General features: G+C 62.6%; 12 protein-coding genes and 1 tRNA gene. 9 read left to right on the forward strand and 4 right to left on the reverse strand.

Going from position 1 to position 14,679, the window contains the following annotated elements:
* Nucleotides 1-76 precede the first annotated feature (76 nt).
* Genes WN73_RS32825 through WN73_RS32855 form a run of 7 tightly spaced genes read left to right on the forward strand, consistent with a single transcriptional unit; the run spans nucleotide 77 to nucleotide 9,015 of the window.
* Nucleotides 77-2,380: a NosR/NirI family protein gene (locus WN73_RS32825; RefSeq protein WP_271556295.1), complete on the forward strand. Its 2,304-nt coding sequence runs from the start codon at nucleotides 77-79 to the stop codon at nucleotides 2,378-2,380.
* A 22-nt stretch (nucleotides 2,381-2,402) separates the two neighbouring features.
* Nucleotides 2,403-4,355, forward strand: a complete 1,953-nt coding sequence (gene nosZ / locus WN73_RS32830; protein ID WP_011083147.1) for a TAT-dependent nitrous-oxide reductase — start codon at nucleotides 2,403-2,405, stop codon at nucleotides 4,353-4,355.
* Between the two features lie 32 nt (nucleotides 4,356-4,387).
* Nucleotides 4,388-5,731, forward strand: coding sequence for a nitrous oxide reductase family maturation protein NosD (locus WN73_RS32835; protein WP_039186341.1), 1,344 nt, complete (start codon nucleotides 4,388-4,390; stop codon nucleotides 5,729-5,731).
* On the forward strand, nucleotides 5,728-6,636 hold the full coding sequence (locus WN73_RS32840) for an ABC transporter ATP-binding protein (RefSeq protein WP_028175318.1): 909 nt from the start codon (nucleotides 5,728-5,730) through the stop codon (nucleotides 6,634-6,636). The genes WN73_RS32835 and WN73_RS32840 overlap by 4 nt, the downstream gene beginning before the upstream one ends.
* Nucleotides 6,633-7,460: an ABC transporter permease subunit gene (locus WN73_RS32845; RefSeq protein ID WP_011083150.1), complete on the forward strand. Its 828-nt coding sequence runs from the start codon at nucleotides 6,633-6,635 to the stop codon at nucleotides 7,458-7,460. Before WN73_RS32840 ends, WN73_RS32845 begins: the two co-directional genes overlap by 4 nt.
* The gene (locus WN73_RS32850) at nucleotides 7,457-8,005 is read left to right on the forward strand and encodes a nitrous oxide reductase accessory protein NosL (protein WP_011083151.1); all 549 of its coding nucleotides are present in this window, start codon (nucleotides 7,457-7,459) and stop codon (nucleotides 8,003-8,005) included. The genes WN73_RS32845 and WN73_RS32850 overlap by 4 nt, the downstream gene beginning before the upstream one ends.
* An 11-nt stretch (nucleotides 8,006-8,016) precedes the next feature.
* The gene (locus tag WN73_RS32855; RefSeq protein WP_011083152.1) at nucleotides 8,017-9,015 is read left to right on the forward strand and encodes an FAD:protein FMN transferase; all 999 of its coding nucleotides are present in this window, start codon (nucleotides 8,017-8,019) and stop codon (nucleotides 9,013-9,015) included.
* A gap of 207 nt (nucleotides 9,016-9,222) precedes the next feature.
* On the opposite strand, the gene WN73_RS32860 is transcribed toward WN73_RS32855, so the two are convergent.
* The 3 genes from WN73_RS32860 to WN73_RS32870 are packed head-to-tail and all read right to left on the reverse strand — an operon-like array spanning nucleotide 9,223 to nucleotide 12,866.
* Nucleotides 9,223-10,194, reverse strand: coding sequence for an alpha/beta hydrolase (locus WN73_RS32860; RefSeq protein WP_028175319.1), 972 nt, complete (start codon nucleotides 10,192-10,194; stop codon nucleotides 9,223-9,225).
* A gap of 17 nt (nucleotides 10,195-10,211) precedes the next feature.
* Complete coding sequence (locus WN73_RS32865; protein ID WP_186363038.1) at nucleotides 10,212-11,084, reverse strand: MBL fold metallo-hydrolase; 873 nt, start codon at nucleotides 11,082-11,084, stop codon at nucleotides 10,212-10,214.
* Between the two features lie 42 nt (nucleotides 11,085-11,126).
* Nucleotides 11,127-12,866, reverse strand: coding sequence for an MFS transporter (locus WN73_RS32870; protein ID WP_271556296.1), 1,740 nt, complete (start codon nucleotides 12,864-12,866; stop codon nucleotides 11,127-11,129).
* 64 nt (nucleotides 12,867-12,930) lie between these two features.
* On the opposite strand from WN73_RS32870, the gene WN73_RS32875 reads away from it, so the two are divergent.
* A complete protein-coding gene (locus WN73_RS32875) occupies nucleotides 12,931-13,818 on the forward strand; it encodes a LysR family transcriptional regulator (protein WP_271556297.1) in 888 nt (295 codons plus the stop codon).
* A 225-nt stretch (nucleotides 13,819-14,043) separates the two neighbouring features.
* On the opposite strand, the gene WN73_RS32880 is transcribed toward WN73_RS32875, so the two are convergent.
* Nucleotides 14,044-14,133: transfer RNA gene (locus tag WN73_RS32880), tRNA-Ser, on the reverse strand.
* Nucleotides 14,134-14,329: 196 nt separating this feature from the next.
* Here WN73_RS32880 and WN73_RS32885 point away from each other — a divergent pair.
* Nucleotides 14,330-14,671, forward strand: coding sequence for a hypothetical protein (locus WN73_RS32885; RefSeq protein ID WP_028175322.1), 342 nt, complete (start codon nucleotides 14,330-14,332; stop codon nucleotides 14,669-14,671).
* The last annotated feature ends 8 nt before the right edge of the window (nucleotides 14,672-14,679 follow it).

The raw sequence follows: 14,679 nt of genomic DNA on the forward strand, positions 1-14,679 counted from the left end.
TCCTGCGTCAACGGCGACTTCGGAAGAAATAGGAGCGCGCGGCCCGGTCGGTCGCGGCGTTCACGTTCGAGGTCCCATGCTCCAAAGAACGCATGTTGTTCCGGATTTTCTAACCCAAGCGGCGCGCGCACTCTTCGCGTTGGCGTTGCTTTGCGTGTCGTCCTTCGGCACCGCGTCCGCTGCCGACCTGAACGGTTACCTGTCGAAGATTGCCCCTGCCGACTTCTTCCCGGGCGCCGACCGTTTCGGTCCCCCGCAGGGCGAGCCGCCTATCATACCGGCCTATCGCGGCGATCAATTGCAGGGCTTCGTGTACCTGAATTCCGATTTCGCCAATGCGGTCGGCTATTCCGGAAAACCGATCCAGATGCTCGTTGGCATCGATCCGAAAGGTGTGCTGACCGGCCTCAAGCTGGTCGAGCACAAGGAGCCCATCGTGCTGGTGGGCATCCCCGAAAAGCGCATTCTGGAGGCCGTCAACAAGCTGATCGGCGCCGACCTGGGGAGCGTCGCCCGCGGGGCTGCGCCGGCGCCCCAAGTCGACATCGTCAGCGGCGCAACCGTAACCGTTCTGGTGATCGGCGACAGCATCGTTCGATCCGCCACCAAGCTGATCCGGAGCGGCCGCCTCGGCGCTCAGGGCAGCCCGGTTGCGGCGGCCGGGCCGCGAGCTACGAAGGCCATCGACGCGGCCAAGAGCGAAGTCCGCGATTGGCAGACCCTGGTCGGCGACGGCTCGGTCCGGCGGCTAACCCTCTCCGTCGCCGATATCAACCAGGCCTTCGAGAAATCGGGCAATGCGGTCGCCGCAGCGCGCCCGGAGGAAGGCGCTCCGGACGACAGCTTCATCGATCTCTATGTCGCGGACGTCGCGGTGCCGACCATCGGCCGCAGCCTGCTGGGCGACGAGAGCTACGGTCGGCTGGCCGGCAGGTTGAAGCCAGGCCAGCAGGCGCTCGTCGTCGCCGGTGCCGGCCGTTATTCCTTCAAAGGGGCCGCCTACGTTCGGGGTGGAATCTTCGACCGGATCGAGCTGATCCAGGAAACCAACAGCATCCGTTTCCGCGATCGGGACCATACCCGACTGGGTAGCCTGGCGGCCGACGGCGCGCCGGATTTTCCCGAAATTGCGCTGTTCATCGTGCCGGCCGACTTCGCGTTCGATCCGACCGAGCCGTGGGCGCTGCAGCTCCTGGTGCAGCGCGTCGTCGGCGCACGGGACAAGGCCTGGGTCACCTTCGATCTTGGATACACACTTCCCGAAATCTATCTCAAGCGCGAAGCGCCGGTTCGGCCGGCCGCAGCGGCAGCGGCGCCGACCGCAAAGTCGTCGCCGGCCGCCGCCCCCGAAGCCCGCGTGCCGACGACCGACGAGGATCCGTTGTGGATGCGGATATGGCGCGCGGACGCCCTCAAGATCGGCACAGCGATGCTGGCGCTCGGCGCGCTGACGCTGATCTTCTTCTTCCAGAATTTTCTGGTCCGTCGTCCGGCGGTGTACACGTGGGTCCGCCGCTTCTATCTGCTGTTCATTCTCGTCTGGCTGGGATGGTATGCGAACGCTCAGCTTTCAGTGGTCAACGTCCTGACCTTCACGAACTCCCTGCTGACCGGGTTCAGTTGGGAGTATTTCCTCTCCGCGCCGCTGATTTTCCTTCTCTGGGCCTCCATCGCGGCGGGACTTCTCTTCTGGGGGCGCGGACCGTTCTGCGGTTGGCTCTGCCCGTTCGGCGCCCTGCAGGAATTGCTCAACAACGCTGCCAAGGCGCTCAAGGTCCCGCAGTACCGCGTTCCCTGGGGCCTTCACGAACGGCTGTGGCCGATCAAGTACATCATCTTCCTCGGCCTGTTCGGCATGTCGCTCTACTCGACGGCGTTTGCCGAGCAACTTGCCGAGGTCGAACCTTTCAAGACTTCGATCGTTCTGAAGTTCGCGCGGGAATGGCCGTTCGTCGTCTACGCCCTGACCCTCCTCGCGGCGGGGTTGTTCGTCGAGCGCTTCTTCTGCCGCTACATGTGCCCGCTCGGCGCGGCGCTGGCGATTCCCGGCCGCATCCGGATGTTCGAATGGCTGCGACGCTGGCCGGAATGCGGCTCGCCCTGCCAGCGCTGCGCCAATGAATGCCCCGTGCAAGCGATCCATCCGGAAGGTCACATCAACGTCAACGAGTGCATCTACTGCATGCACTGCCAGGAACTCTATTTCGATGACCACCGCTGCCCGCACATGATCCAGGTGCGGCTGAAGCGCGAGAAGCGGATGGCCATGTCGTCGCCTTCGATGCGATCAGGCGGCAAAGGACCGAACACAATCATCACAGCCGGGGGAAAACCCGTCGGCGCGTCGCCAGTCGACGCCATCACGCCATCTGCAACCTGAACCGAAAGCCGAGGAGGCAATCATGAGCGACAGCGACAACATCAAGGGCGTCAGCCGGCGAACGCTGCTGGGGACCACGGCGGCCGCTGCGGGCGTGGGACTTGCCGGCGGGGCGGTGGTGACGAAGGACGGCGCGGGCTTCGTCTCGACCGCCGACGCGCAGACCAAATCTGCCGCACCCAAGGCACCGCCGGCACGTCCGGCCGTGCAGAAGACCGAAGTCGCGCCGGGCGAGCTCGACGAATATTACGTCTTCTTTTCGAGTGGCCAATCCGGCGAGATGCGGATCATCGGGCTCCCCTCGATGCGCGAACTGATGCGCGTTCCGGTCTTCAACCGCTGCAGCGCGACCGGCTGGGGCCAGACCAACGAAAGCCTGAAGGTTTTGACAGAAGGGATGCAGCCGGCAACCCGCGAATTCCTCAAGAACCGTGGCGGCACGTTCATGAACGGCGACCTCCACCATCCGCACGTCTCCTTCACGGATGGCACCTACGACGGCCGCTACGCCTTCATGAACGACAAGGCCAACAGCCGCGTGGCGCGGGTGCGGCTCGACGTCATGAAGTGCGACAAGATTATCGAACTGCCGAATCAGCACACCGTCCACGGCCTTCGGCTACAGAAGTATCCACGAACCGGATATGTGTTCTGCAACGGGGAAGACGGCGTTCCGCTGCCGAACGACGGCAAGGTTCTCGACAACCCGAAGGAATATCACTCCATCTTCACGGCGCTCGACGGCGATACCATGAAAGTGGCCTGGCAGGTGATGGTTAGCGGCAATCTCGACAACGTCGATTCCGACTACCAAGGCAAATACTGCTTCTCGACCTGTTACAACGCCGAAGAAGGCGTCACTCTGGCCGAGATGACCGCCAACGAGCAGGACTGGGTCGTCATCTTCAACCTCAAGCGGATCGAGGAGGCAGTGAAGAAGGGTGATTTCAAGGAAATGAACGGCGTGCCCGTGATCGACGGTCGCAAGGGCTCGCCCTACACGCGCTACGTTCCGGTGTCGAACAATCCGCATGGCATGAATACCGCGCCCGACGGCATCCACATCGTCGCGGCAGGCAAGCTGTCGCCGACGGTGACGGTGATGGACGTTCGGCTGTTCGACCAACTGTTCGACGACAAGATCAAACCGCGCGACGTCGTGGTCGCCGAGCCCGAACTCGGCCTCGGGCCGCTGCATACGGCCTACGACGGCAAGGGCAACGCCTACACGACGTTGTTCCTCGACAGCCAGGTCGTCAAATGGAACATCGATCTCGCCAAACGAGCCTTTAAGGGCGAGAAGGTCGATCCCATCATCCAGAAGCTCGACGTCCACTATCAGCCTGGCCACAATCACTCCTCGATGGGTCAGACCAAGGAGGCCGACGGAAAATGGCTGATCTCGCTGAACAAGTTTTCGAAGGACCGCTTTCTCAACGTCGGCCCGCTGAAGCCGGAGAACGATCAGTTGATCGACATCTCGGGCGACCAGATGAAACTGGTCCATGACGGTCCTAGCTTCGCCGAGCCGCATGACGCCACCATCGTGCACCGTTCCAAGATCAACCCGATCTCGATCTGGGACCGCGCCGATCCGATGTTTGCCGATGCGGTCAAGCAAGCCAAGGCCGACGGGATCAACCTGGAGGCGGATTCCAAGATCATCCGCGACGGCAACAAGGTGCGGGTCTATATGACCTCGACCGCTCCGGCGTTCGGGCTCGAGCAGTTCCAGGTCAAGCAGGGCGATCAGGTCACCGTCTACATCACCAACATCGATGCGGTCGAAGACCTGACGCACGGCTTCTGCATCGTGAACTACGGTATCCAGATGGAGGTCGCGCCGATGGCGACCGCGTCGGTGTCGTTCAGCGCCGACAAGGCGGGCGTCTACTGGTACTACTGCTCCTGGTTCTGCCACGCCATGCACATGGAGATGAAGGGCCGCATGTTCGTCGAGCCGAAATCGGTCTGATCGGGAGCGACACCGTGCGTCTTCCGTCACGCATGCTTCCGGCGGCGCTCGTCGCCGCCGGATTGTCCGGCTTCGCCAGCGCGGAGACGCTGACTGCTGTGCCGGGGCAACCGCTGCAGGCGTTGCTGGATCGTGCCCGCGACGGTGACGTCGTCGAACTCGCTCCAGGGGACTACAACGGCTCGATCCGCATCGATCGCCCTCTTGCCCTGACCGGACGTCCCGGCGCCGTGCTGGACGGCGGGGGCTCCGGCAACGTCGTCACGGTGACCGCGCCCGATGTAACGGTCCGCGGCGTGACCATCCGGGGGTCGGGGCGCGACCTGCAGGCGATGAATTCCGGGGTCTTTCTCCAGAAGACCGCCGAACGCGCGACCATCGAGAACAACCGCCTGGTGGGAAACCTGTTCGGCGTCTACGTGCACGGAGCGACCGGATCGCGGGTGGCCAACAACTTGATCGAAGGGCTTCGCGGCCATCGCCTCAGCGAGGCCGGCAACGGCGTCTCGCTCTGGAACGCTCCCGAAGTCACCATTGCGGACAACACCTTCCGCTATGGCCGCGACGGTATCTTTACCATTTCCAGCCGCAAGGACCGCTTCGTCGGCAACCGCTTCGAACAGGTTCGCTTCGCGGTCCACTACATGTACACCAACGACAGCGAAGTCAGCGGCAACGTCTCGATCGGAAATCATGTCGGCTACGCCATCATGTACTCGAACCGGCTGATCATCCGCGACAACATCTCCGATCGCGATCGCGATCACGGCCTCCTGTTCAACTACGCCAACTACGCCGAGATCGACGGAAACAGGGTGACGGGCGGACTATTGGATACGGTGTCCGTCGGGAGCGAAGAGGGGCCGGACGACGAGCGAGGCATGATCCCGGACACGAAGCGCGAGCAGAGCTTGCGAAGCGGCCCGGAGAAGTGCGTGTTCATCTACAACACGAACCACAACCGGTTCCGGAACAACTGGTTCGAACGCTGCGCCATCGGCGTTCATTTCACGGCCGGATCCGAAGGCAACGAGATCACCGGAAACGCCTTCGTCGGCAATCGGAACCAGGTCAAATATGTCGGTACGCGCAACCTCGACTGGTCCAAGGGCGGCCGCGGCAATTATTGGAGCGACAATCCCGCCTTCGATCTCGACGGTGACGGCATCGCCGACACCGCCTACCGACCCAACGATCTCGTCGATCGGGTGCTGTGGACGGCGCCCTCCGCCAAGGTGCTGATCAACAGCCCTGCGGTGCAAGTGCTGCGGTGGGCCCAGGCTCAGTTTCCGGCGCTCTACCCGGGCGGCGTCATCGACAGCCACCCCTTGATCGCTCCACCGCCGCGGCCGTCGGGCAAGGAGGGCGGAAGATGAGCGCTACCGTTTCCGTGACTGGTGTCGTGAAGAACTACCGCACGGTGCGCGCACTGCGCGACGTCTCGTTCGATCTCGCCCCGGGACGGCTCAGCGCGCTGGTCGGCCACAACGGCGCCGGCAAGACCACACTGATCAAGCTGATGCTGGGATTGATCCGTCCGGATCAGGGATCCATCCGCGTCCTCGACGAGGATCCGGCCGCCGGTGAATTTTCGGCACGACGGCAGCTTGGATATCTTCCGGAAAACGTTGCCTTCAACGCAGCACTCACCGGGCGAGAAACGCTGACATTTTACGCGCGGCTGAAGCACGTCAAACCGTCGAAAGCGTGGGCCTTTCTCGATCGCGTCGGACTGACCGATGCGGCCGACCGCCGGGTCGGGACCTATTCGAAGGGCATGCGCCAGCGCCTCGGATTGGCGCAGGCGCTGCTCGGCCGGCCCCGGGTGCTCCTGCTCGACGAGCCGACGACGGGACTGGATCCCGCGCTACGGCAGACCTTCTATGAGATCCTGAACGAACTCCGCGACGACGGCGCCACTGTGCTGATCTCGTCCCACGCGCTGAACGAACTCGAGGATCGCGCCGAGCATGTCCTCATCATGAACCGCGGGCTCCTCGCCGCGCAGGGCACCCTGTCGGAACTGCGCTCGATCTCGCAACTCCCGATCCGGGTTTCGGTCGACTTTGCGCCGGGCGCCGGCGTTCCCGCAGCGTGGATGAACGGCGCAAGTGTCGCGACCCCGCGCGGACGCATGCTGCTGGTGCCCGACGAGGCGCGCAAAATGGACGTGCTGCGCGCTGCGGCCAGAGATCCCGGCGTCATCAACATCGAGATCGCGGCGCCGACCCTCGATGAGCTCTATGCGCATTTCCTAAATTCGCAGGAGAGTGCTGCGTGAGAACGATCGTCATCATAGCCGCCAAGGAGATCCAGGAAGGGTTACGGAACCGCTGGGTCCTGGCAACCACGCTCCTTTTGGCCGCGCTGGCCTTGTCGCTGACGTTCCTGGGAAGCGCACCCACCGGCAATGTCGGCGCGGGGGCGCTCGACGTCGTCGTCGTCAGCCTGTCGAGCCTGACGATCTTCCTGCTTCCGCTGATCGCCCTCTTGATCTCGCACGACGCCGTGGTCGGCGAGATGGAACGCGGCACCATGACGCTGCTCCTGAGTTATCCGGTGGGCCGAGGCCAGGTGATCCTCGGCAAATTCTGCGGCCACGTCCTGATCCTCGCCTTCGCGACAGTGATCGGCTACGGCGCCGCGGCCGCTGCCCTCGCGACGACCGGCGCCTCGGTGCTCGCCGCGAGCTGGTATGCCTTCGCCTCGATGCTCGGAACCTCGGTCATGCTCGGGGCGGTCTTTGTCGCGGTCGGTTATCTGATCAGCAGCCTGGTCCGGGACCGCGGCACCGCCGCCGGCATCTCGGTGGGAGTCTGGCTGCTGATGGTGCTGGTATTCGACATGGCACTGCTCGGCGTGCTGGTCGTCGATCAGGGGAACATCGTCTCCGCACCCGTTCTCGAAGCGCTGCTGTTCCTCAATCCGACGGACCTGTACCGGATGACGAACCTGACCGGCTTTAACGTCAGCCAGTTTTCCGGGATGGCAGGGCTCGCCGGCACCGCGACGACCAGCGTCGGCGCGCTGTTGACGGGACTGACCGCCTGGGTCGTCGCGCCGCTCGGGCTTGCGGCCGCCTTCTTCGCTCGGAGGGAGCTATGATCCTGCGGATTCTGTGCATGATCGTCGCGCTGGTCCTCGCCGGCTGCAATCGGGACGGAAGCGATGCCGTCATGCCGCCGCCCGCGGCGCTCAACAGCGATGCAATGGGGGTCTTCTGCGGCATGAACGTGCTCGAACACCCTGGCCCCAAAGGGCAGATCATCACGGCGAGCCGCATCGACCCGTACTGGTTCACCTCGGTGCGCGACACCGTGGCCTTCACTCTGATGCCGGATCAGCCCCGTGACATCCGCGCGATCTACGTGTCCGACATGGCGCGCGCGCCCAGTTGGGAGGAGCCGGGAGCGACCAACTGGATCGACGCCAAAAAGGCGTTCTTCGTCATCGAGAGCCGCAAGCAGGGCGGAATGGGGGCCGCCGAGGCTGTGCCTTTCGGCAATCGTGCCGCGGCGGACGCCTTCACCGCCGCCAATGGCGGCAAGGTCGTCACGTTTGCGGACGTTCCGAGCGGCTACGTGCTCGGCAGCGACAGCGCCGCCGTCGATCAAACCGGGCATGAACGCCCCAGCGCCCGGACCAACTGACGAGGCTTCCGATGGCACCAGCAAATCTCACGCGCCGGCGCATGATCACCATCGCAGCCGCGACCGCAGGCTCGGCGTTTCTTTCCGGCGGAGGACACGCGTCCTCGACCGGGGCAGTGCGTTGGCGCGGATCGGCGCTCGGCGCGCAGGTGTCGATCGATATCTTCCATCCCGATCGGGAGGAGGCGGAAAGGATCATTCAGGATTGCCTGACTGAGGTAAGACGACTCGAAGGGCAGTTCAGCCTGTACCGGGCGGATTCCGCCATTTGTGCCCTCAACCGGAGTGGCATCCTTGTCGCACCGGAGCCCGACATGGTCGCGCTGCTCAAGGCCTCGCTGCAATTCTCCGACCTTACCGGCGGCACCTTCGATCCCACCGTCCAGCCGCTCTGGCAGCTCTATGCCGCACACTTTTCGTCGGAGAATCCGGATCCCGGCGGTCCGCCGGCCGGGAAGCTGGCGGAGGCGCTCGCGAAGGTGGGCAGCAGCGGCCTGCGCGTAAGCGAAAAGCTTGTGGCGCTCCTCAGACATGGCGCTGCGATCACCCTGAACGGCATCGCCCAAGGATACGCCACCGACCGTGTCGTGGATGTCTTGCGCGCCCGCGGGTTGTCGACGACCCTCGTCAACATGGGAGAGATACGCGCGCTCGGAGCGCGCGCGGACGGGACGCCGTGGCGCGTCGGCCTTTCCGATCCGGACCGAGCCGGCGCGCTCACGGAAACCATCGACCTCATTGATCGGGCGGTCGCGACCACCGCGGGCGCGGGCTTCCGCTTCGATCCGGCGGGCCGGTTCACGCATCTATTCGATCCCCGGACGGGACGGAGCCCTGCGCTCTATCGGACCGTCAGCGTCATCGCGCCGACCGCCACCGAGGCGGATGCGCTCTCGACCGCCTTCAGCCTGATGCCTGCGTCGCAGATTGGCGACATCGCGGCCACGCGGCCAGACGTGCAGGTCCGGCTGATCACCAATGATGGAAATTTGCGCCTTTACGGCGCCTGAGAGGACGAGTCGCCATAAGATCTGGCGGAGAGAGTGTCAGTCAATCCCCTTTGAGAGATAAAGCAGTGTCCGGAGCTTCATCCCATGTGGCATGACCAGCAGCCGTGACGCCAGTGCCTCGGGGAGAACAAGAGATCGAGGTTCGCGTCAGGGGCCACGCCGTTAAGCTTGCCATTTCGGGAGCTGGGCAATCGCGGCATGCCCTCTTTAGGCTGCAGGCCGTTCCCCAAGGAAACCGTCGACAGCAGCGAAGACCTGCCAGCGATTCTTCTCCATGAATACCGAGTGCGTGCCCTCGCCGATCTCGATCCAGCGGCGATATGGCGCCGCCGAGAGCTTGCTGAACACCGTTTGCGCCATATCCATTGGGCAGTCGCGATCCAGGTCGGCATGGACGATCAGGACCGGCACCGTGAGCGAGGAAGGATCATAAAGCGGCTTGCCAGATGCCCAATATTCTCGGCTGTCCTGAACCGTTCCGTTCGGCGCCCGCAGCTTGTCCGGCCCGAGTCCTGTTTTAGCAAAAGTTGTCTCCGCCCACGCATCGAACCAGGCTGGCGGCAATATCGCGTCCTTCTTGTCATCGGGAACGCCGTTGAGCCAACGGCTCTTGGCCGCCGAGCGCTCGACGATGCGATAGGCGCCGAGGGCGCCGCCGGAATCAGCCGCGCTCGGGGTCGTCCGGAGCCACTGCGGCGCGATCAGAACAAGCTTGTTGACGTGCGCCAGGTTCTCCGAGGCGTAGCGTGACATCAGCGTCGTCCCCCACGACCACCCGATCAGGTTGATCTTGTCGACCCCTCGCCGCGACCGGATAAGCGTAGCAGCACTGCCGACGTCACGCACAGCGACGGGTGTGCGCACGATTGGCTGATTGTTGGACGCCGGTTCTTCCATTTCAGGCGGACGGGTCGACCCACCATAGCCGCGGACATCGACGAGATAGACGTCATAGCCCTCCTGGGCCAGATGATCCATCCAGGACAAGCCGTCCAGGCGAAGGTCGAACGAAGTCGACGCCGGATAGGTCGATCCCGCGACGAACAAGACCGTCTTGTCGGCAGAGAACCGGACCAAGTCGGACCGTCGCTTGTTGCGAACGAAGAGTTCGATCCCTGCGGTGTCGCTCGGGATCATCATCTCTTCGCTGATGATGGCGTCGGTAATCGATTTATGCATCTCGGTGTCCCCTCAGGTTACACGAACCGCCAGTCGAACCTGTCGCCGCTACGTGTGACGTGTCCGGCTGACGTGTTGGCGAAATGAGCCGTGAAAACGGTCGAGCGATCTTCCGCAGCCCGTTCGAGAAGCCAGCGGCGCGATGCGCGTGCGCGCTCCGCGTCCTCACAAAACGCGCTGTTCCAGTCCGGACGATAGATCTGAAGCGGCTGATGCATGATGTCGCCGCTGAAGAGCGCCTTCTGTCCCTGGTCAGAAAGCTGGATAGCGACGTGACCAGGGCTGTGCCCCGGGGTCGGATGGAACGTAAGACCGTCCCCGATCGCAGCCTCGCCATCGACGATCTCGGCCTGTCCGCTCTGGATAACAGGAAGAACGCTGTCCTCGAATACGCCGGCGCTGAAGCCTTCCTTGCCAGCCGGGCCGGACCAATGATCGTACTCGGCCTTGGAGAAGACGTACTTGGCATTCGGGAATGTCGGCACCCAGCGGCCGTTGAGGAGCCGCGTGTTCCAGCCGCAATGATCCGCGTGCAGGTGGGTACAGCAGACATAGTCGACCTGTTCAGGTGAGACGCCGGCTTCCGCCAGCCGGGCGAGGAAAGGCAGATTCAACTGATGAAAGCGCGGCAGCATCGGACGGTTCTTGTCGTTGCCTGCGCAGCTGTCGATCAGGATCGTATGGTGCTGCGTCTTCAGAACCCAGGTGTGGATGCTCGCGATGAAGCGCCCCCCCGCCTCGTCGAAGCAATCCGGGATCATCAGCGCTCGGTGCTTCGCCAGAACCGACTGATCCCAATCCGGGAAGAGGAAGTCCGGGGTGAAACCCGGACCTCGGATCTCGACAACCTGACGAATGGCAACGTTGCCGATCGCGTGCATTGCGGTCATGTGAACCAGACTTTCTTGCTTGTGCAGATTGAAGCGTGACCGCTAGGCCGTGGCAGTCGCGACTGACTCGACCTTGGCCGCTGCCGGCGCCGATTGCAGCCAGAACAAGCCGAGAAAGAACGAGATCGCCGAAATGACCATCACGTAGTACAGACCGGCGTATATATCGCCGCTGGAGATCTGGAGTGCCGCGGCGATCGCCGGCAAGAGGCCGCCGAAATAGCCGTTGCCCACGTGATAGCTGAACGAGACCGACGTGTAACGCACCTGGGGCGGAAACAGATCGGTCATCGCCGATGCCAGCGGACCGAAGATCATGCCGGCAACCGTGCTCAGCGCCGCCAACACGAGTATGATCATTCCGAAATTCATCGCACTTGGATCGGCACGGCTCGGATATCCGGCCTCCTCAAGCGCATGCTTCAACTTGGCGGTGAACGCCGCGACATCCGGAGCCTGCCCTGCGGCGCCAACCGGGATTGGCTTGCTGCCAACGAAAACCGTCGCGACCGCCCCTTTTGCTTCGGACCTAGTCAAATAGGGAGCGCCGAACCGGATCAAGGCGTTCTTGGCCATATCGCACCCTGTGGTGAACTTCGCCGTTCCGATCGGGTTGAATTGGAAGGAGCACTCCGATGAATCCACCGCGACGGTTACGGGTACGGCCGCCTGCGCGGCATGGAGCGCAGGGTTGGCATAGAAGATGAGTGCCTTGTAGAGCGGGAGGTAGGTGAACGTGCCAATGACGCAGGCAGCCAGGATGAATATCTTGGTGCCGTAGCGGTCGCTCAACCAGCCGAAGAAGATCATCACCGGCAGCGTCAACATCAGTGCCGCACCGACCAGGAGACTAGCGATCTGCGGATCGACCTTGGCCGTGCCCGTGAGAAACACCAGAGAATAGATCTGAGCACCGACCAGCAGCACGCTCTGGGGGACGACCATCGCAAACATCGCAATCAGCACGCGCTTCAGGTTCGGCAACGCCCGGAGCGTGTCGTAGATCGGAGACTTCGAGAGCGTCCCCTCATTCTTCATTTTGAGGAAGAGCGGCGATTCCTGCAGCTTCAACCGAATCCAGACCGAGATCGCGAGCGGCAACACCGAACTGATGAACAGGATGCGCCAGCCCCAGTCATTGAATGCCTCGGGCGTCATGCTGGCGCGCATGAGATACACGGATAGCATCGAGAGAGCGAAGCCGATCGGTGCGGAGGTTTGCAGCCAGGACGTTAACCAGCCGCGGCGGCCTTGCGGTGCATGCTCTGCGATGTAGGTCGCAGCACCGCCATACTCGCCGCCAAGAGCCAATCCCTGGATCATTCGCAGCAAGATCAAGATCGAAGGCGCCCACAGGCCGATCGACGCATAGCTCGGCACCAGACCGACGGCGACCGTTGAAGATCCCATCATCAGGATCGTGGTGAGAAAGGTTTGCTTGCGTCCGATCATGTCGCCGATGCGACCGAACACTAGCGCCCCAAACGGCCGAACGAGATAGCCCGTGCCGAAGGTGAGAAGCGCGAAGACATTGGCCCAAACGGGATTGTCGGGCGAGAAGAAATTAACCGAGATGGCCGAAGCCACCGAGATATACATGAAGAAATCGTACCACTCGATGACCGTACCGACGGTCGCTGCGATCATGACCCTTCGCTGCAACTCGATGGTGGGCTCCGCCGCAGCAGGACCGGCGTTTGGCAGCTTCCTCATCTGTCCCCCAACTATCTTGTCCGCTTTCGCGGCCCATATGATCCGGCTTGCGTTGATGTCCTCCGTCATGGGATATTTGAAATCGATAGATGAGATATGTGGTATAAACCGGATGAATATCAGGGCTCATGACATGCCTCTGCTCGCATCGCTCAAGGTGATGCTCGATGAGAGGAACATCACCCGTGCGGCAGCGCGGCTTGGCATTAGCCAACCGGCACTTTCCGCCCAACTGGCCAGGCTTCGCGATATCTTCAAGGATCAGTTGCTGACACCTGCCGCCTCGGGAAAAGGCATGGTCCTCACCCCTCGGGGAAACGAGCTCAAGGAACCTCTGCGACTGGCACTGCAGAATCTGCAGGATGTTATCGGTGCACCAGCTGGCTTCGACCCGAAGAAATCGGATCGAACTTTCACAATCGGCGCGAACGACAACGCGACCGCTATTGTTGGATCGCGGCTGGTCGCGTTCTCGCGACGGGATGGCTTATCGGGAATCCGGTTCGCCTTCCGCTCGATCGATTTGATGAAATTGGCTGGCCAGCTCGAGGCGGGAGATCTCGACGTTGCGCTGGTTTCGAAAGATGCGGTCCCAAGCGGAATGCCGTCCCAGCCGCTGCTCGATGAACGGTTCATGATGGCCCAGCGTAAGGATCATCCGCGCGGATTGCGGCGGCCCACGATGAGAGAGTATTCGCGCCTGGAGCATATTATCGTTTCGGGAGAAGGCGGCGGCTTTCGCGGCTTCATCGACGATGTCCTGGCGAGGGACGGGCTGACGCGTTGCGTCGCCGTGTCAGTTCAGCACTACAGTGTCGTGCCGCTCTTGCTACAGTCGACCGACCTCGTTTGCACTCTTCCGCAGCGTTTCCTCAACCGCTACCGTGATGTCCTGCAATCCCTGCCGCTGCCGTTCGATACGAGGCCCTTTACGCTGCACGCCACTTGGCACGCCCGATTCGATAACGATCGCGGTCATCAATGGCTTCGGCAGCAACTCAAGGACTGCGCCACCGGCTAGCAACGCGAGCTGAAGTGAAAACCACTTGCTCATTATTTCATCGACATTTCAGCCAACTCCGGGCCGCCTATGCGTCGCGGTCTGGCCGTAACCGACGAGTTGGAAGAGAGGCCCTCATCCTTGTCGATGGCGACGATGATATTGAACTCCGTCAGGCCAGCCATTTCGTACAGTCGGCCAAGCTAACGAATTCAAACGAGCCAAATCGTGGTTTGGCGTAGAAAATGGCGGAGAGAGTGGGATTCGAACCCACGGTACGGTTTCCCGCACACACGCTTTCCAAGCGTGCGCCTTAAGCCACTCGGCCATCTCTCCGGAGCGCCCTCTCTTGAAGGGGCGCCGGCGATTTTGCAAGAGACCGCGAGAAAATCGGGTGAATTTTCCGTAAGATGTTGTATTTAAACGACAATATCTGGCGCCGGCGGCTGTTTTGGAACCGCCTGATGGCTGAACCCAGGACGGGTTTGGCGCGACGATTCATTTGAGAATGCCAAACACGACCGGGGGCGCCATGACCATCCGCAAGACCATCGCCGCACTGGGCCTGATTTCGGCCCTTGGCTCCGCCTTTGCCGGGCCGGCCCTGGCTCAGGTCTGCGCCCGCCAAGGGGTTGACGTCAGCTGCGACGACGGGCGGCGCGGGGTGCTTTCGGGCGATGCCATTATCTGGCCGGACGGGACGCGCTCGAGTTCGTCGCCGCATCCGAGCGTGATCATCGGCAACAAGAGCTCGGTGCATGTCGGGCCCGGCGTGTTCGTCGGCCAGGGCAAGGGCATGGTGCCGCTGGACGATCCCAACGCGCCGAACAAGCGGCAATGCGCGATTCTGGATGGCGTGTCGTATTGCTATTGACGATCTCT

The organism is Bradyrhizobium sp. CCBAU 45394 (assembly GCF_028128655.1).
Classification (GTDB): domain Bacteria; phylum Pseudomonadota; class Alphaproteobacteria; order Rhizobiales; family Xanthobacteraceae; genus Bradyrhizobium; species Bradyrhizobium diazoefficiens.

Excerpts from the sequence above, each read along its gene's own strand:
- WN73_RS32825 (WP_271556295.1), top strand. The coding sequence starts at position 77 with ATGCTCCAAAGAACGCATGTTGTTCCGGATTTTCTAACCCAAGCGGCG.
- nosZ (WP_011083147.1), top strand. The coding sequence starts at position 2,403 with ATGAGCGACAGCGACAACATCAAGGGCGTCAGCCGGCGAACGCTGCTG.
- WN73_RS32835 (WP_039186341.1), top strand. The coding sequence starts at position 4,388 with ATGCTTCCGGCGGCGCTCGTCGCCGCCGGATTGTCCGGCTTCGCCAGC.
- WN73_RS32840 (WP_028175318.1), top strand. The coding sequence starts at position 5,728 with ATGAGCGCTACCGTTTCCGTGACTGGTGTCGTGAAGAACTACCGCACG.
- WN73_RS32850 (WP_011083151.1), top strand. The coding sequence starts at position 7,457 with ATGATCCTGCGGATTCTGTGCATGATCGTCGCGCTGGTCCTCGCCGGC.
- WN73_RS32855 (WP_011083152.1), top strand. The coding sequence starts at position 8,017 with ATGGCACCAGCAAATCTCACGCGCCGGCGCATGATCACCATCGCAGCC.
- WN73_RS32860 (WP_028175319.1), bottom strand. The coding sequence starts at position 10,194 with ATGCATAAATCGATTACCGACGCCATCATCAGCGAAGAGATGATGATC.
- WN73_RS32865 (WP_186363038.1), bottom strand. The coding sequence starts at position 11,084 with ATGACCGCAATGCACGCGATCGGCAACGTTGCCATTCGTCAGGTTGTC.
- WN73_RS32870 (WP_271556296.1), bottom strand. The coding sequence starts at position 12,866 with ATGACGGAGGACATCAACGCAAGCCGGATCATATGGGCCGCGAAAGCG.
- WN73_RS32875 (WP_271556297.1), top strand. The coding sequence starts at position 12,931 with ATGCCTCTGCTCGCATCGCTCAAGGTGATGCTCGATGAGAGGAACATC.
- WN73_RS32885 (WP_028175322.1), top strand. The coding sequence starts at position 14,330 with ATGACCATCCGCAAGACCATCGCCGCACTGGGCCTGATTTCGGCCCTT.